Consider the following 18432-nt stretch of genomic DNA (forward strand, 5'->3'; position numbering starts at 1 on the left):
CACTCCTGAAAGTACAACTCCAGCACCAGAAAGCATCTCTCCAAACAAACTTCCAGATTCTGGTTTACCCACAATTCCCTCCACTGGTAATTAGTAAGTAGTGCATCTAATTTAAATTAATAGTTACTTAAAAAGAAAAGGACAAGGGTCAAATCCCTTGTCCTTTTCTTTCTTAACAAATTGCTACAACGTAGTTAAGGAAATCTACGACTAGAAGTAGGTGTTTTCCGCAAAGAAGCCATCAATAAGCAAACAATACCTATGCTAATGAATGAATCTGCCACATTAAAGACAGCAAAGTTAATCAATCGAAAATCGAGAAAATCAACTACATAGCCTAAAGCAAACCTATCAATACCATTACCCACAGCACCACCCAAGATAAAACCATATCCCAGCTGATCCCAACGATTTAACACAGGGCCAAACAATGCTATCCCTATTAAGATTAAACTCACTCCCAAAGATAGCCAGCGTAAAAAATCTACCTGTCCGCTAAATATACTAAATGCTGCACCATCGTTTTTGACGTAGGTGAAATGAAATATGCCTTGTAGGAGTGGTAGCGTATTTCTATCGTATGGAATCCCTGTTTTGGAGTCGATGATAGTTTCTAACGGCCAAAACGAAGATGCTTCTACCACCCAGTATTTTGTCAGTTGGTCTAAAATAACTGCTACAAAGGCAACGATCAAGAAAAGGTGATTTTTTAAACGCATGAAAATAGGTAGGGACTTGGGATTCGGGATTGGGGAATAGAGAGTAACAAAATACTAGACTCTAACCTCTAGTAACGTGATGACTAATAAAACATTAAGTGTCGCAACACATATGCTATGACGGTAACGGCACAGACTACACCTAGCTGGCTGGGTATTACAAACCAAGAATATCTGAGAATGGCTTGTGTTAATAGTGGACTGTCTATACCTTGCCCCTGAAAAGCATAACTAATGATTAAATAAATAATTCCGCAAATATGGATAGTTAACAAGCCACAAATACAGCTAAATGTTAGCGTTTCCAGCTTGGGTCTAGCTTGAAAAGCCACAAAGCCACAAATCCATGCGGCAGGAATAAATCCTAGTAGATAGCCAAACTGAGATAGCTTAATGTAGCCAACGCCGCCACCTCCATCAAATACAGGATGCAGAGTTAAACCCATAACTAAGTAAGCAATTTGTGACAACGCACCAGCATTTTGTCCTCCTAGGCAGCCTATTAACAGCACCGCACCAATTTGATAGGTGACGCCTAAAGAAACAGTTTGAATTCCATGCTGACTCCAACTCCAAGGTGAGGTGATACTATAGGCTTCTAAAAAAGTACCACCTATTGTCAAGAGTAAGCCAATCATAGACCATAGTAATTGATTGGAAGCGGCAAACATTGATAATTAGGACAAAGGAAAAACCAACAGCAACCAGTATAGGCATTAATTACGTAACTGAGACTCGTGCTAACACCCTCAATCGGTAGCATATTGTGTGTCGAAGTCTATATCTTTCTGCATTTTGATCTAGATGTTTTCTGATTCTCTTTGCTTCGATATCATGGTAAAATAATTAACCATAGTTCTGGTTTTTATCCGTGCTGATTAGCTGGTTTATCAATAGCTACAAGCTTTACTAAACTATGTTATGTTTTTGAGAATTGTTGTGCAGTGATGCCTAGATCGGGCTACACCTAAACTATCCTCTATTTCTCTGCATTACTACTCCTCATAGGATAAAAATTTTGTGGAATTTAAGTATAAATACATATTTTTAGTTGACATAGGGGTGAAAGCAAAATTGGCGATCGCGTTCCGCCCAGCGTAGCTCTTGGCGCAGCCTCCGTTTCCGACACACTCCGTGTATCCTTTGGGGTGAATCCTACGGATACGCAATGCTAACGCAGGGAACGGAGAGAAGCTAGAGATGGTCTTTGTTCGACCGGGGGTCATCGCAACTTCATCAGCTTTTGCTTGGCAGAGTTATTTTTTCAGTTGACAAATACTTCTTTCACCACAAATTCTTAATAGAATTGACTCATAGACTTTTATGAATGTAGATCATATATGTTGAGCAGGAACAGTTAACAGACACAATCCCTTAATTGGTATAAATTTTATCTGCTTCTTCAGTCCAAAATCTGAGCAACTTAGTCTAAAAAAAATATATTTTTTTGTTTTTATTAACCAAAGCTTAACCTTGAAACCCACCTATAAAGGGTAGTTTAGAGTCGCCCATGTGGAAATTTACCCAAAACTGACAGCTATGCTTTCACGTCTACAGACAAAAAAAATTAACCGTATTCCGGCTATTGTCTCCGTATTAGCACTAACAGCCAGTTTAGCTGCTTGTGGTGGACAGCAAGCCTCAGACAACAATGCAACCAATGATGCTTCCTCTGGGACTGCTAAAGATGCGGCAGCCTCTAGCCCTGCTAAATTGGATCTTGGTGGTAATGTCTCATTAACTGGTGCTGGTGCATCTTTTCCCGCACCCATATATCAAAGTTGGTTTACTGATTTAAATAAAAAGTATCCCAATTTGCAAGTCAACTATCAGTCAGTAGGTAGCGGTGCTGGAGTTGAGCAATTTATCAAAGGTACTGTAGACTTTGGGGCCAGCGATGTGGCAATGAAGGATGACGAAATCCAGAAAGTGCCAGCAGATAAAGGAGTGCTTTTACTACCTATGACAGCTGGTAGTATTGTTCTGGCTTACAACTTACCTGGAAATCCTGAAATCAAGCTACCACGGGCTGTTTATATAGATATTCTCCTAGGTAACATCAAGAACTGGAACGATCCTAAGATTGCCTCTGCTAACCCAGATGTCAAGCTTCCCGATCAGCCAATTACAGTTGTGCATCGTTCTGATGGTAGTGGGACTACAGGGGTATTTACTCAACACCTCAGCACAGTTAGTCCAGAGTGGAAAAGCAAAATAGGTGATGGCAAAACTGTCAACTGGCCAGTGGGACTAGGTGCTAAAGGTAATGAAGGTGTCACCGCCCAAATTCAACAAACTCAAGGTTCAATTGGTTATGTTGAGTATGGCTACGCAAAACTAAATAACCTCAAGTTTGCAGCTTTAGAAAACAAGAGTGGTACATTCGTAGTCCCTACAGAAGCATCCGCGTCTAAAACCCTAGAAGCAGTAACTCTTCCAGAAAACTTACGGGCTTTTATTACAGATCCAGAAGGTGCTGAATCATACCCCCTAGTCACTTATTCTTGGATTATGGTGTATAAAAAATATCCTGATGTCGCGAAAGCGAAAGCCATAGAGGCGATGATTGAGTATGGCTTAACAGAAGGTCAAAAAGTAGCTCCCGAATTAGGTTATGTTCCTTTACCTGCAAATGTAGTTCAGAAAGTGGCTGCTGCTGCTGACCAAATCAGCCCAGATTATAAAATTGCCGTTGGTAGCAACACCAGTGCTAGCAAATAGTCATCAGCATTTCAGAGCCATTAAAAAGCAGAAAACCTGACGTATATAAACTTATTTCAGGTTTTGGTACATTCATCTCCTTGCTTCTCACATTCATTTCTGATTTGTTCTTTACAGTCAGTCGTCATGACTACAAACTCCCAGAATCTGCCGGCAGCAATTAAAAATCGCTCTGAAGTAGAACAGTCTTTAGATCGGGGCTTTATTTGGCTGACTCGTATTTTTGCGCTAGCGATCGCTGGTACTTTATTATGGATTGCTCTGCAAGTCACGATTGCAGCTTGGCCAGCTATCAAAGAATTTGGTGCTGGCTTTTTAGCTAATAGCACTTGGAATCCAGTAAATGACAATTATGGGGTGTTGCCTCAAATTTATGGTACTTTAGTAAGTTCTTTTCTGGGTTTATTGCTAGCAATACCTATTGGTGTTGGTACTGCTGTTTTATTAAGTGAAGATTTTCTCCCAGGTAAAGTAAAAACTGTCCTAGTATTTTTAGTAGAACTGCTGGCAGCTATTCCCAGCGTGGTCTACGGTGTTTGGGGCATTTTCGTCTTAGTGCCGATTTTAACTAACTTGGGCAAATGGCTCTACAGCAATTTAGGTTGGCTGCCGATTTTTAGCACCCCTCCTACTGGGCCGGGAATGTTACCGGCAGGGGTGATTCTCGCAATTATGACTTTGCCAATTATCACCGCCATCTCTCGTGATGCCTTAATTTCTGTACCCCCTAGTTTGCGTCAAGCATCTTTGGGATTGGGCGCAACACGCTGGGAAACGATTATGCAAATTCTCATCCCTTCTGCGTTTTCTGGCATTGTCAGTGCCGTCATGTTGGCACTAGGCCGCGCAATGGGAGAAACAATGGCTGTCACCATGTTGATTGGCAATTCTAATAATGTCAACATCTCACTTTTAGCACCAGCCAACACTATTTCATCGCTGCTAGCCAATCAGTTTTCAGAAGCTAGTGGTTTGCAAGTGTCAGCCTTAATGTATGCTGCTTTAGTTTTGTTTGTTTTAACATTTTTAGTCAACATTTTGGCTGAATTTGTGGTGATTCGAGTCAAGCGAATATAGCTTAATGGTAAGTTAAATTATGACCGCTCATTTTCCAGAAAGGAGCTTAAATCGCGCCTCCACATCTCCCCGGACAATGTTTAATACCGCAATGACGGTAGTGGCATTTATTTGTGGAGCATTGGCACTTTTGCCTTTGTTAGCAGTACTTTCTTATGTCGTAATTCAAGGTTTTAGCAGCTTAAGTATAAGTGTATTTACTGAACTACCGCCAGCACCTCTGAGGGGTGGAGGAGGTTTTGGTAATGCAATCTTAGGAACACTATTAATGGTAGGTATTGGGGGATTAATTAGTATTCCCGTTGGTGTAATTGCGGCAATTTATTTAACAGAATTTAGCTCCGCTAATACCGCTAGATGGATACGTTTTGCTACTAACATTCTCAGTGGTGTTCCTTCCATCATTGCTGGCGTATTTGCCTACGGTATTGTGGTTTTAGGCTTAGTAAAACTCAATCTCGGCTCATATTCGGCAATTGGTGGGGGATTTGCACTCTCAATATTGATGCTGCCAATTATTGTGAGAACCGCCGACGAAGCCTTACAGTTAGTATCGCAAGACTTACGACAAGCGTCAGTAGGGTTAGGGGCTACTAATTTTCAGACAGTAACACAAGTTGTATTACCTGCTGCCTTACCAGCCATTGTGACTGGAACTACATTGGCGATCGCACGGGCATCTGGAGAAACTGCGCCTTTATTATTTACCGCCTTATTCTCGCCATTTTGGCCTGATAGCCTCTTCAAACCTACAGCTTCCTTGGCTGTTTTGGTTTACAACTTTGCGATTTCTCCCTTCAAAAACTGGCAATCCTTAGCCTGGGCAGCATCTTTAATTTTAGTGTTGATGGTGTTGCTTACAAGTATTCTCGCTCGCTGGGCAACTCGCCAGAAAGCTTAGAGAAGATTTTTCCCTAGCTTTGGACATATTGCTTTGCTTTCCCTAAAACGTACACAAAAACATTTATGGCTACTAACGTTAGTACAGTGAATAGTACAGAAACCGTTTTAAAAACGGAAAACCTGAATGTCTACTATGGCAAATTTCTGGCTTTGCAGAATATTTGGCTAGACATCCCCAAAAATCAAGTTACAGCTTTTATTGGGCCTTCTGGTTGTGGTAAAAGTACCTTACTGCGATGCTACAACCGTCTTAATGACCTGATTGAATCATTTCGGGCAGAAGGTAAAATATTTTACTACGAGAAAAACCTCTATGCGCCCGATATCGACCCTGTAGAAGTACGCCGCCGGATTGGAATGGTATTTCAAAGACCTAACCCATTCCCCAAATCGATTTATGACAATATTGCTTTTGGCGCGAAAATCAATGGCTACAAAGGTAATATGGATGAGTTAGTAGAGAGAAGCTTGCGTCAGGCGGCATTATGGGACGAAGTAAAAGATAAACTGCGTCAAAGTGGCTCATCTTTATCTGGTGGACAACAACAAAGATTGTGTATTGCACGAGCGATCGCAGTACAACCAGAAATTATCCTCATGGATGAACCTTGTTCAGCTTTAGACCCCATCTCTACCTTGCGGGTTGAAGAACTAATACATGAATTGAAAGAGCAATATACCATTGTGATTGTGACTCACAATATGCAACAAGCCGCACGGGTTTCCGACAAGACAGCATTTTTCAATGTCAGTTCTATAGATAAGGGAGGTCGCGTCGGCTACTTAGTAGAATATGATGCAACAGAAGTGATTTTCAACAACCCCAAACAAGAAGACACCAGAGATTACGTTAGTGGCAGATTTGGTTAAGTATCGTCAATAATATTGCAAAAGATGGGGGGATGCTGCTTTGCATCCCATATTTTTTTGGCATTGGTCATTGAATTTACCCCCTACACTTGTTTAGAGGGTTAACCAGCTAAAAACTTCCTCAACAGTTAGGGAGAGGTCGATATTGCTGAGAACGGGTAGTGGATCTGTAGCTGTGAGCATTTCCACCCGTTGATTTGGGAAAATGGTTAAAATACTAGCGTCCTCTGGAAAAATTAACCATCCTAGTTCTGTGCCATTTTGGGAACAGTGCAGCAGTTTACGCAGAACTTTGGCTTGGGTTTGATCTGGGGATAGGATTTCTATTGCCCAGTCGGGATAAGTTTCAAATCGGTTAGTAATTCGGCCTGATGGTTCACGGGGAATGCGTTCCCAGCGAAATACGGCAATGTCAGGAACGATCGCCGCACCACCAAAAATACAACGTAGTTCGGGGAACGCAAGGGCAGTTTTTTGAGGTTTGGCTATTTGATTAATTGCTTGGCAGAGTTCTACTTGTAATAGGCTATGTTCTCCTTGGGGCATAGGTTTTTGAGTAATTTTTCCGTTGATATATTCAGAGGCGGGTTTGGTTTCTGGGAGTTGCAAGAATGCTTCTAAGGTGATGGAATTGACTAGTGTAGTCATTTTTCTCTTGGCCAAATTCTCTTACTTCAATATTAATGGCGGCTATTTTAGATACCGAAAAAGGCTGGCATGGCAAGCTTAACTTAGTTTATAGCGATCGCCTGGGTAAAACTGAGTTAATTTACAACCACCAGCAAGCACCGCTAAAGGTGCAACGTCCCTTTTACCCAGAAGGGGAAAAAGTCTGTCATAGCGTCATTTTACATACGGCTGGGGGAGTCGTGGGAGGCGATCGCTTATCTACTAATATTCACCTGCAACCAAATACCCAAGCCTTAATCACCACCGCCGCCGCCGGGAAGATATATCGCAGCAATGGGTTACAGGCTAAACAAACTATAGATATACAAGTAGATGCGGGTGCTTGTTTAGAATGGCTACCGCAAGAAACAATTTTATTTAACGGGGCAATTTATCGCCAAGATTTACGGGTAGAATTAGCAACCGGAGCTAGTTTCTTAGGCTGGGAAATTACTCGATTTGGTCGCAGTGCTAGAGGAGAGAAATTTTTGCAAGGCGAATGGCGATCGCATACCGAAATTTGGCAGCAAGGCGTTCCCTTATGGATTGATCGCCAATACCTACCGGGTAGCGAAGAAGTTTTCCACAGTCCCCACGGCTTATCAGGACAGCCAATAACAGGTAGCTTCATTTACTTAGGTAGTACAGTTTCAACACAAACCATTGACAAAGCACGTTCCGTATTTACTCATGACTCAGCACCGGCTAAACGCCGCGCTACCGCTAATATAACTCAGCACTCTCTCATAGGTGTTACCCGCCTAGAAAATGGATGTTTGTGTCGATATCGTGGTGCTTCCACGTCTGAGGTGAGAAGATGGTTTACGGCTGTGTGGCAAATGCTACGAGTTGATTCTGGCGATCGCAGTAGCTGCATACCAAGAGTATGGCAATTGTAATTATAATTTTTGATTAGTCAGCCTAGAATTAAAGTCTTGATATCAACAGTTGCAATAAGTTACTCTATTCGGAGAATGTATACTTTTTTTGTTTGCTATAACAATGCAACTTACGCCACAAGAAAAAGATAAACTATTAATTTTTACTGCCGCCTTAGTAGCAGAAAGACGTAAAAACAGAGGCTTAAAACTAAATTATCCTGAAGCCGTGGCTTATATTTCGGCTGCGATTTTAGAAGGTGCGCGAGATGGAAATACTGTAGCAGAATTGATGAGTTATGGCACAACTTTATTAACAAAAAATGATGTGATGGAAGGTGTGCCAGAAATGGTGTATGAAGTTCAGGTAGAAGCAACATTTCCTGATGGCACAAAATTAGTTACAGTGCATAATCCTATTCGTTAACTACACTAAAATTAATCAAAATGCACTATCCAAACTTAGTTGCTATAGCCGCGAATTCCAGTCGTTCGGACGGAGAAAATTCTCAAATAAGTCGAGGTTTTGTTGATAAAATTAAAGAATAAACTTAAATTTATGCTGTGTTTATGGTGACCCAACTCAGCGCAACCAACCCCCAAGCTCAACTGGTAATAACTTGGGAAGCCTTACCCAAAGATTTTCAACTAGAGGATGAACCAGTGGAGAATACAGGTCAGCCAATATTGGCTGGTGCTTTGCGTGAAAGCTTAGAAATCAGTGGCTTCATCCAACCAAAAATGTTGATAGCTTCAAATTTTGGACTGTGTGCAACTGTCAACGGACAATTTATTATTAAAGCACCAGACTGGGTATATGTTCCCCAGGTAAATGAAATTATCAGTAATCGCAAAAGTTATACCCCAATTTTAGAAGGTGAAATTCCGTTAATTGTGATGGAATTTCTCTCTGATAATGATGGAGGAGAATATTCAGTTAAACGCACTTATCCGCCAGGAAGATGGTTTTTTTATGAACAAATATTGCAAGTTCCCATCTATATAATTTTTGACCCAGATGGGGGATTATTGGAATACCACCAACTCGAACGTGACCGGTATGAATTAAAGCTACCCGATGAGAATGGTCGTCATTGGGTGGATGCAATGGGTTTATATTTAGGAACATGGCAAGGAACAAAAGAAGCTCATACTGGTTATTGGTTACGCTGGTGGGATAAAGATGGCCGTTTGTTACCTTGGGCTGTGGAAAAGATTGAACAGGAACAGCAGCAAAAAGAACGACTAATGGCTTATTTGCGATCGCAAGGTATTGACCCAAATAATTTACCTCCGTTTGATGAGAAAATATAACTAATTCAGATACCAGAGTTCGATCAACCTCTCCCTCCGCACGGTTCTGCACCGATGCGAAATGCGATCGCTATTTTAACTAGCACAAACTGGGTGTGTGAGAGCTAGATTTTGGGATGTTGAGTTGGGAACTTCTGCGGTCAACACTAAATTACCATGAGTATCAAATACTAAAGCTTGGGCTTCAACAATAGGAGTCTCAGGGGAATTAGCAATTTTTGAGGAATTAGTGCCATTTTTGGCGACATTACTGATATTATTCACATCAATCCAATTAGCGATCGCGGATTCACTTTGGAGTGTTCCATAGGGATTTATTGGTATCCCGCCCTTACCTGTAACCAAAAATTCATTTGGCTGTTTGGCTATAGCCTCATTAGCGCGGCATTTTTGGGCGATTTGATTCGACACATCAGTCAGATTTGATGGTAGTTCCGTTAAGCCTCGACTGGGGTCTACTTCTGGACTGGTGATTTCCACCGTTCCGCTTAACTCTGGAGTTGCACCAGTCGCCGTAATATCACTTTCTGGAGTCAAAGAGTTGCGAAATTCTGTACCAGCAATACCTTGAGCCGTAACTGTGACACGACCACCGCGAAAATCAGCCGAATTAGCACTAATATCACTATTCTCAAAGGCAGCTAACAACTTGGTATCAATATCAACATTGCCCCCAATCACGTTACTACCAATGGCGTTGGTAGTGATGCTACTGTTACCACGTAACAAAATTAAATCGTGAGAACGTAAGGTAATATTAGCTTGTGACTGGTTGGAGTTGTTACTAACACCACGAGTATCAGCACTGATAAAAGCTTGATTATCTAAATTAATAGAACGAGCATTGACAAACAAGTTACCCGCACTACCTCGTCCCCTATTCCGCACTGCTATTCCTGCACCCTGGGATACTTGCAATAAATTGGTGTTAATTGTCAAGTTACCCGCATCGCCTGTAGAGTTTAGAGTTGCAGTTGCAAATAAACCACTAGGAAATGCCCCATTCACAGCAGCCCCAATTAATTGCAATTTCTCTTTCACATTAATTGTTAAATTCCCAGCTTGTCCTTGACCGCTAGTGCTAGCAGCAACTTGCGCCCCATTTCGCACCTGCAAACTAGGAGTATCAACTCTCAAGTAGCCAGCATCCCCAATTGAACCTGCGGCTGCAACAGCAAATAAACCACTGGGGAATAAATCACCATTCCCAGAAGTGCCAATTAGTTCTATCCCTTCAGTTGCTAGGACAGTCAAATTTCCCCCCTTACCTGAAGCAAAGGTGCTAGCACTGACTTGCGCCCCATCCCGGACTAGCAAAGTAGAGGTGTTAACTATTAGTTCTCCTGCATCGCCTCTGCTACCAAAATTAGCTTGAGTAAACAAACCACTGGCAACATTTTGACGCGATACACCAATGAGTTTTATTCCTTCAGTCGCCTGCACATTTAAATTTCCCCCCTGACCTATTCCAAAGGTACTTGCACTAACCTGCGCCCCATTTTGTACTAGTAAATTACCAGTCAAAATTGTCAAAGTACCGGCTTCTCCCGTCGCTTTAGGATTGACTCTTGTAAATAAGCCGCTAGGAATTCCACTAGCAGAAGCACCCAAAAGTTGCACCTGTTCAGTAGCTTTAACAGTTAAATCGCCACCCCGTCCTTTATCAAAAGTGTTAGCACTAATTTGTCCACCATCTCGTGTTAACAATTCACGGGTATTGATATTAATATCCCCTGCATCTCCTCCTGCGGTAGCGTTAGTAAACAAACCACTAGGGAGAGTATCTTGGATTCTCAAGCCTTGAACAGATGACAAAAATATTAGTGAAGTATCAAGTATTGGCTCATCTATTAAGAAATTATTCTGTGCATCAGTAGGAATTTTACCAGTCCGAGAAGTGCCAACAAGCTCTATTTTATCTGTGGCATTAACAATCAAATTACCAATTTTCTCGGAGCTAGAATTTACTGCCATTACCTGTGCGCCGTCTTCAATTAACAAAAATTTCGTGTTAATTGTTAGTGAACTGCTATCTTTTCCTTCAAAAGTCCTAGTAAATAAACCGCTAGGATGGATCTCATTTAATGAACTACCTGATAAGGTCACAGATTCGGAAGCATTGACAGTTAAATTACCTCTTTTGACTGTTTCTACATTGTTCAAAATATTCATTAAAGTAGGAACAGCACTACCAGAAGAATTAGTCAGGATTTGCGCCCCATTCTGCACAGATAGATTTCGAGTATTAATTGTCAGGTTGCCGGCCGAATTTGTTATGTCTTCTGAAGCATTAGCAAATATCCGGCTAGTACGCTGGGAGGTAGAATCTAGGTTACTTGTCACTTGCATCGTATCTGATGCGTTGATGATCAGATTGCCTTTATCTACTCCTATATAAGCACCATCTCTAACTAATAAATTTTGCGTATTGATGGTGAGATTGCCGGGAAATCTGCCTAAGCCAGCAGAAAAAATAGAACTGTTATTTAATACTTCAATAGTCTCTGTAGCATTGAAGGTGAGGTCATTATCTGCGCTTAAAAATCCATTATTAATGGTAATATTTCTACCTGTAATATTGATGTCTATCAAGTTTTCAATATTAGTATTTGAAGATATTTGAATATTGCCAAAATTTGGGGTAGCATCAAAGTCTAAGATAAAGCCTAATTCTGTAGATTTTACACCCACCAAACCGGCTGTCGCCACACTGCCGATTTCTACTCTGCCGCCAGATTTTAGGGGACTAATATTTGCATTTTCGACAAAAACATCGCCACCAAGCAAAGCTAAAGTTTGACTGGCTTCTACTTGCAGTAAAGTAGGATTCAAGCCAGATTCTCCTTGCACATAAATACTGCCGGGATTGACTCCAAACCCCAAGCTAATAGGGGTATTTAAAATTTCTTGTTGATCTGAAAATTTTCCTATATTTGCACCAATTTGCAAGCCAATCGGAGTCTTAACAGTGAGTAAAGGTGTACTTTCTTCTGGATTAGCACTAAACCTTTCACCATCGGCAAAATTGATACTGTTGGCGGTAGTTGCAAAAAAAGAACCACCAATCTTTAACTGCGCATTAGCTCCAAAAATGATGCCGTTGGGGTTGATAATAAATAAATTGGCTCTATTATTGGCTTGGATGATGCCATTAATATTCGATATTTCTCCACCTGTGACACGGCTGAAGATATTTTGAATGTGCGGCTGATGATCAAAATAAGCTGTGTTATTTGTAGGTAGAGAAAAATGGGAAAAGCTGTGGAAGAGATTTTTACCTACTTCAGTTCCACCTTCAATCAAAAAAGTATTACGAGAGAACGTAACCGTGGAATTATTTGGTAACGTTTTGTCTTCAATAATTTCTGCCTGAGCGCGATCGCTTGTGTCCAGAATTACACTCATGCCTAAGCATACAGTAATTACTACTGTGAGGCAATGATGACACTGTTTTGCTTGTTTTAGTAAGTGGTGAATCAACACCTAGTTAACTCTATTAGTTTAATATGTCAGCTACTTAGTAATAATTACACGTTTTCCCTCTGCAAAGGAACTACTAACAGCCACTATTGCTAATTTAAGGGTATTAAAAGTGGCTTTGTGTATCAAATATTACTTTAGATTGGGTTTAGATTAAGAGATGTAATAACACGTGATTATTTGCTAGATAATGGCTGTATTTGGTAATAGGTAATGGGTAAGAGAAAAGACCAATTACCTATTGCCAACCCTGACAGATGAATTAATCTTTGATTTGTAAGCCAGCTTTTACGGGGTCAAAATTTGGGGGAAAATTAGTGGTGCGATCGCAATCGGCCTTTTGTAAAATTGCCCCTTGGAGGTTGGCTTGGCGGAGATTGGCCGACATCAACATTGCACCTCTGAGATCCGCATCTTGTAAATCAGCTTGACTTAAATCAGCAAAGCTTAAATCAGTACCTCTAAGATTCGCGCCTTTGAGATTCGCTGCATTCAAATCAGCGTAACTCAGGTCTGATCCTTTCAAGTCAACGCCTTGTAAATTGGCATTACCTAGTTCAGCCCGGCTAAAATCTCGCTCACCCGTGATGTACATCTCCATCAGAGTGGCTACCGTACTAATTGGCTGTTGGTAATTAATTTCAGACATAAAACAGCCTCACATCAAATTTTTTATCAGTGTATGGTTTATGTTGAGCTAGAAAACGCAATATTATTTCATGGTCTATAGGATTGTTTTTTCGGTGCAACTTAATCCTTTACCAATACGCCATTCAGGAAGATATCCGCCAAACCTTCTGCCATTTGTTGCATTTGTTGGGGGGAAGCATCCGGTTGCATCAGGGTGTTGTTGGAAAAACCTGCAACCGCAAACATTCCTAAGAAGACTTTCGCCACTAGATTGGCATCCATTTGGCGATAAACGCCTTTATCCATTGCGGTTTGGAAGAAGGCTTCAGCAACATCAGTCATTTTATTGATCACTTCTATTTGAATGCGATCGCGTAAATCTGGATGAAACTGCACTTCCATAAAGCAAACGCGCATCAAATCTGCATTTTTTTGTAAATTCCACATCCGGCGGCGCATCACCTGTGCTACAGCTTTATAGCTGCCCATTTCACTTAATTCTGTAAGTAAATCCGTGAGAATCTCTACCCAGCCAGCCGTTGCAACTTCCACCAAAATAGCTTTTTTATGAGAAAAATGCCGAAATAACGTTCCTTCAGCCACACCTGCTGCTTGTGCTAAGTCACGCGTAGTAGTACCATCAAATCCCTGAGCAGCAAATAATTTGAGTGCTGCCTGTAAAATTCGGGAGCGTGTCTGTGCTTCTGAGGGTGGGGGAGAATTAAAAACTCGCATAATAGTTAATGTAAAATCTCCGGAACATGGTTTGTAGCATTATTGTCTAACGTCAGGTACAAAAAGCACAGAAAGCTTAATACAAGATTAACGCTCCTATTGCTAATTTACCTATCACCTAAGTAGTGAAAATTTATTTTACTCCTCGCTTATGAATCATTTCAGTTGCTCACACGTCCCAGCTACGAAGGGTCAATCATACATTCCCGCTTTTTGGAGCAGGGATTTAACCCGCCGACTTTTAACAACGTTACTGGTACTGATAGTTGCTTGGTGGGGGCTAGTACCACAGGCAGCTTTAGCACAAACCCAAACTGTCACTCCTCCCGAAACATCACTACAACTGAGTAAAACCCCAACGGCTAAAAGTTCGATTCAACCCTATTTAGATCGGGTAATCAAGCAGCTGACGGAGTTCCGCTTGAGTAACGGGATGAAGTTCATTGTTTTAGAACGCCATCAAGCACCAGTGGTTTCCTTTCTCACCTACGCAGATGTAGGAGGTGTGGATGAGCCAGATGGCAAAACTGGTGTAGCCCACTTTCTAGAGCATTTGGCATTTAAAGGGACTACCCGCATTGGAACACAAGATTACCAAGCCGAAAAACCTCTATTAGAGCGTTTAGAGCAGTTGGATAATCAAATTAGAGCCGCCAAAACTAATGGTAAACAAGATGAAGTTGCTAGATTACAGGGGAATTTTAAGCAATTAGAATCACAAGCAGCTAAGTTAGTCAAGCAAAATGAATTAGGGCAAATCGTCGAGCAAGCAGGCGGTGTAGGTTTAAATGCTACTACTTCAGCCGAAGCGACTCGCTATTTTTACAGCTTTCCATCTAATAAGTTAGAACTGTGGATGTCACTGGAATCAGATCGATTTCTTGAGCCTGTGATTCGGCGGGAGTTTTATAAAGAAAAAGATGTAATTTTAGAAGAGCGGCGGATGCGGGTGGACAATTCACCTATCGGCATGATGGTGGAAAAGTTTATTGATAAAGCTTTCAACGTCCATCCTTACAGACGGCCAGTGATTGGTTATGACGAAGATATTCGTAACCTCACACCAAAAGATGTCCAGAGTTTTTTTGACACTTATTATGTCCCTAGCAATATCACAATTGCTGTTGTGGGAGATGTGAACCCAGCCGAGGTCAAAAAACTAGCACAGACTTATTTTGGACGCTATAAGTCTAAACCCAAAGCACAATCAACCATTCCCGTAGAGCCAAAGCAAACCCAAACACGGGAAGTTACTCTAGAGTTACCTTCCCAACCTTGGTATTTAGAAGGCTATCACCGTCCGGCTACTACCCATCCAGATAATGCAGTTTATGAACTCATTGCTAGCTTATTAAGTAATGGACGGACATCACGGTTGTATAAGTCATTGGTAGAACAAAAACGCGTAGCCTTAAATGCTCAAGGTTTTAGCGGCTTTCCTGGTGATAAGTACCCCAACCTGATGCTATTCTATGCTCTCACAGCTCCTGGTCACAACGTTGATGAAGTGGCGACGGCTTTACGCCAAGAAATTGACAAATTGCAAACCCAACCTGTAGCCGTTGCAGAATTGGAACGGGTGAAAACTCAAGCACGGGCGGGTTTGCTCCGCAGCCTCAACTCGAACATGGGCATGGCACAGCAACTTTTGGAATATGAGATCAAGACCGGCTCTTGGCGGAATCTATTTAAGCAGTTAGAGGACATTGTGGCGGTGACTCCTGCTGATATTCAGCGAGTAGCTAAGGACACATTTACGCCAGAAAATCGCACAATTGGCAAGCTGTTATCAAAGCCAGCTTAGACAATTCAAAATACCCTATGGGTAGGCGGTTTACGCCTGTGTAGCAAACCAAGCTACAAAATTTAAAAGTATAAGGTGAGGGTTTAAAAGCGGATGTCCAGGAAAATTCAAAATGGTAAGCGACTGATTTATGCGTTGTTAGTTGCTTGTGCTTTTTTACTGGTGACTTTTAACTTTTCTCCAGTGGCGACAGCAGCAGCCAAGCACTACACAGAGTTAGAGTTTGCACCAATACCAGAAATTAAGTTACCCAAGTATGAGCGGTTTGTGCTGCGAAATGGCTTAGTTGTATATCTTATGGAGGATAGGGAACTACCCTTAGTAAGTGGTACGGCGTTGGTACGGACTGGTAGCCGTTGGGAAGGAGGAGATAAAGTCGGACTGGCTGGTTTTACGGGTAATGTAATGCGGACTGGCGGAACTAAAAAGCATTCCCCAGATGAGTTAAATGAAATGTTGGAACAACGGGCGGCGGCGGTAGAAACTAGTATTAGTGAAGCTGCTGGTAGTGCCAGTTTTGAAACACTCAGTGACGATGTAGAAACGGTATTTGGGCTATTTGCTGAGGTGCTAAGAGAGCCAGTATTTGCTCAAGAAAAGCTAGATTTAGCCAAGACACAAGCTAAGGGTGGTATTGCTAGGCGTAATGATAATCCTAGCGATATCGCCAGCCGGGAATTTCGCAAATTAATCTATGGGAAAGAAAGCCCCTATGCCCGAATTACAGAGTATGCAACTATAGATCGGATTACCCGTGAGGATTTGGTGCAGTTTCATCGGGATTATTTCCACCCCAATAATATGATTTTGGGAATTGTGGGGGATTTTGACAGCCAAAAAATGCGATCGCTCATTCAAGCTAAACTGGGTGATTGGCAACGTAACCCCAAAATAAGTAAACTGCCCTTACCAGAGGTATCAGCAGCTAACACAGGCGGAGTATTTTTTGTCAATCAGCCGCAGTTGACGCAAAGCAATGTTTTAGTTGGGCATTTGGGCGGTAGCTTTGATAGTCCTGACTATGCACCCTTGGATGTCATGAATGGGGTGTTAAATGGTTTTGGCGGTAGGCTATTTAATGAAGTGCGATCGCGTCAAGGTCTAGCATACTCTGTATACGGCTTATGGAGTCCCCGCTTTGACTACCCTGGAATGTTCATTGCTGGGGGGCAAACTCGCTCTGATGCTACTGTACAGTTTATTAAAGCTTTGCAAGGGGAAATTAAGCGTATACAAGCTCAACCAGTGACAGCAGAAGAACTAGGTCGTGCTAAAGAGTCTACCTTAAATTCTTTTGTATTCAACTTCCAAGACCCTGCTCAAACCCTATCCCGGTTAATGCGCTACGAATATTACGGCTATCCGGCTGATTTTCTGTTCCGCTATCAAAAAGCTGTATCTGCAACCACAGCCACAGATGTGCAACTGGTAGCGAAACAATACCTCAAGCCAGAAAATTTAGTAACTCTAGTAGTGGGTAATCAAACCGCTATTCAACCGCCATTAAAACAACTAGCGGCACAGGTAACACCCATAGATGTGACCATTCCTGTTTCACAACCACAGACTCAGAATTAATATTCTTCTAAGCACGACTACTAAGTCAATAAGAACCCCGATTTCTTCGAGAAATCGGGGTTCTTATCTTGCTCAAGACAAATAAATTTCACTATTATAAAAAATATGCTTTTATAGACAAAAATTCTGGAATTGTGTCTGAAATCCTCACGAAAAAAGATTGACTTTCTTGAATAGAAAATCAAAATATAAGGGGGCGATTCTAATTTTTTAAATTAGTTACGTCCTGGTACTGTAACAATCGATATGACCGTATTTCAGGAGACAAGCCAATGGTAAAAATCACAATTTCTGACCTTTCTCCCAATGATGAAGGCAAATTCATTAATGAACTCACTGCTTGGGAAATGAAGACTATATATGCTGGTTTGGAAAGAAGATATGGAGGAAGAAGAAGAACTTCAAATACTCCCACTCCAGAAGAGCCAACCACAGAATCAATACCTGATACAAATGCAATTCTTGGCCAGTGGATGGATAATCTAGACTTACAAATTAAAGATTTGCGAGGACAGCTTGGTATCCCATAGTAATTGTTTGCTAATCACAACTTAATACTCATGATTATCGTGTGTTTTATCTCAATTAGGATGAGACACACGATTTTTCATGGAAAGAAATATCCCAAATATTTTAAGGTGATTATAGGCCTTCCTCAATCCTTACTAAAAGCTGAAACCCCTGGGTTATTAAAAAATACAAGGGTTCTAAATTCTTATGAATATTGCTAATCAAAGATGCTTGATACATCTATTTATCGGTTGTTTGAAGTACACCTTTATAGGAGAAAGAGACTAGGTTAATATACCTCATCTAGATTAAAAGTTCTGTGTTACTAATGTAAGGTTTATCCGACTACATATCAATATGGGATTAATTAGATAACAGAATCAAAAAAAGACATATATAACTAATTTATGTCTAGCAAATCAAGTTTAAAAGCTTGATTTTCATAAAGGAAGTAAATAAAAATTGAATCAACGGACAAGCGATGTAAAGCTTGAACGTCTGCAAAATCTACTAAAAACAAAAATTTTTAGGAGTCTATCATGGC

The 18432-nt window shown here is 41.2% G+C and carries 16 protein-coding genes; 10 read left to right on the plus strand and 6 right to left on the minus strand.

The genetic code is table 11. The annotated features are described in order from the left end of the window. Positions 1–194: 194 nt before the first annotated feature. Positions 195–719, minus strand: a complete 525-nt coding sequence (lspA, locus tag VB693_RS13020) for a signal peptidase II (protein ID WP_323266636.1) — start codon at positions 717–719, stop codon at positions 195–197. 83 nt (positions 720–802) lie between these two features. Next, the gene (locus VB693_RS13025; protein WP_323266637.1) at positions 803–1390 is read right to left on the minus strand and encodes a biotin transporter BioY; all 588 of its coding nucleotides are present in this window, start codon (positions 1388–1390) and stop codon (positions 803–805) included. An 868-nt stretch (positions 1391–2258) separates the two neighbouring features. Between VB693_RS13025 and pstS the strand changes: the two genes are divergently transcribed. From pstS to pstB, 4 genes are all read left to right on the plus strand, one after another. Continuing rightward, positions 2259–3440, plus strand: coding sequence for a phosphate ABC transporter substrate-binding protein PstS (gene pstS, locus VB693_RS13030; protein WP_323266638.1), 1182 nt, complete (start codon positions 2259–2261; stop codon positions 3438–3440). A gap of 126 nt (positions 3441–3566) precedes the next feature. Further along, on the plus strand, positions 3567–4517 hold the full coding sequence (gene pstC, locus VB693_RS13035; RefSeq protein WP_323266639.1) for a phosphate ABC transporter permease subunit PstC: 951 nt from the start codon (positions 3567–3569) through the stop codon (positions 4515–4517). Positions 4518–4536: 19 nt separating this feature from the next. Beyond that, entirely contained in the window at positions 4537–5418 is an 882-nt protein-coding gene (gene pstA, locus VB693_RS13040) for a phosphate ABC transporter permease PstA (RefSeq protein WP_323266640.1), read from the plus strand. Between the two features lie 65 nt (positions 5419–5483). Continuing rightward, positions 5484–6290 carry a phosphate ABC transporter ATP-binding protein PstB gene (gene pstB, locus VB693_RS13045; protein WP_323266641.1) on the plus strand — a complete coding sequence of 269 codons (807 nt, stop codon included), beginning with the start codon at positions 5484–5486 and terminating at the stop codon, positions 6288–6290. A gap of 93 nt (positions 6291–6383) precedes the next feature. On the opposite strand, the gene VB693_RS13050 is transcribed toward pstB, so the two are convergent. Beyond that, positions 6384–6938, minus strand: coding sequence for a Uma2 family endonuclease (locus VB693_RS13050; RefSeq protein WP_323266642.1), 555 nt, complete (start codon positions 6936–6938; stop codon positions 6384–6386). Between the two features lie 35 nt (positions 6939–6973). Here VB693_RS13050 and VB693_RS13055 point away from each other — a divergent pair, with 35 nt between their 5' ends. The 3 genes from VB693_RS13055 (at position 6974) to VB693_RS13065 (ending at position 9151) form a co-directional block, all read left to right on the plus strand. Then, entirely contained in the window at positions 6974–7858 is an 885-nt protein-coding gene (locus tag VB693_RS13055) for an urease accessory protein UreD (RefSeq protein WP_323266643.1), read from the plus strand. 103 nt (positions 7859–7961) lie between these two features. Then, positions 7962–8264, plus strand: a complete 303-nt coding sequence (gene ureA, locus VB693_RS13060; protein WP_323266644.1) for an urease subunit gamma — start codon at positions 7962–7964, stop codon at positions 8262–8264. Positions 8265–8407: 143 nt separating this feature from the next. Beyond that, complete coding sequence (locus tag VB693_RS13065; protein WP_323266645.1) at positions 8408–9151, plus strand: Uma2 family endonuclease; 744 nt, start codon at positions 8408–8410, stop codon at positions 9149–9151. 75 nt (positions 9152–9226) lie between these two features. Here VB693_RS13065 and VB693_RS13070 read toward each other — a convergent pair whose 3' ends face one another. The 3 genes from VB693_RS13070 to VB693_RS13080 all read right to left on the minus strand — a co-directional run bounded on the left by VB693_RS13070 (position 9227) and on the right by VB693_RS13080 (position 13996). Then, positions 9227–12556, minus strand: coding sequence for a filamentous hemagglutinin N-terminal domain-containing protein (locus VB693_RS13070; RefSeq protein WP_323266646.1), 3330 nt, complete (start codon positions 12554–12556; stop codon positions 9227–9229). Between the two features lie 337 nt (positions 12557–12893). After that, positions 12894–13280: a pentapeptide repeat-containing protein gene (locus tag VB693_RS13075; protein ID WP_323266647.1), complete on the minus strand. Its 387-nt coding sequence runs from the start codon at positions 13278–13280 to the stop codon at positions 12894–12896. A gap of 101 nt (positions 13281–13381) precedes the next feature. Next, complete coding sequence (locus VB693_RS13080; protein ID WP_190701678.1) at positions 13382–13996, minus strand: TetR/AcrR family transcriptional regulator; 615 nt, start codon at positions 13994–13996, stop codon at positions 13382–13384. 151 nt (positions 13997–14147) lie between these two features. Here VB693_RS13080 and VB693_RS13085 point away from each other — a divergent pair, with 151 nt between their 5' ends. The 3 genes from VB693_RS13085 to VB693_RS13095 all read left to right on the plus strand — a co-directional run bounded on the left by VB693_RS13085 (position 14148) and on the right by VB693_RS13095 (position 17908). Then, positions 14148–15800, plus strand: coding sequence for a pitrilysin family protein (locus tag VB693_RS13085; RefSeq protein ID WP_323266648.1), 1653 nt, complete (start codon positions 14148–14150; stop codon positions 15798–15800). A gap of 93 nt (positions 15801–15893) precedes the next feature. Continuing rightward, positions 15894–17378 carry a pitrilysin family protein gene (locus tag VB693_RS13090; protein ID WP_323266649.1) on the plus strand — a complete coding sequence of 495 codons (1485 nt, stop codon included), beginning with the start codon at positions 15894–15896 and terminating at the stop codon, positions 17376–17378. A gap of 272 nt (positions 17379–17650) precedes the next feature. Then, a complete protein-coding gene (locus VB693_RS13095) occupies positions 17651–17908 on the plus strand; it encodes a hypothetical protein (protein WP_323266650.1) in 258 nt (85 codons plus the stop codon). Positions 17909–18432 lie beyond the last annotated feature (524 nt).

Source organism: Anabaena sp. UHCC 0399, assembly GCF_034931465.1.
GTDB classification, from domain to species: Bacteria; Cyanobacteriota; Cyanobacteriia; order Cyanobacteriales; family Nostocaceae; genus Trichormus; species Trichormus minutissimus.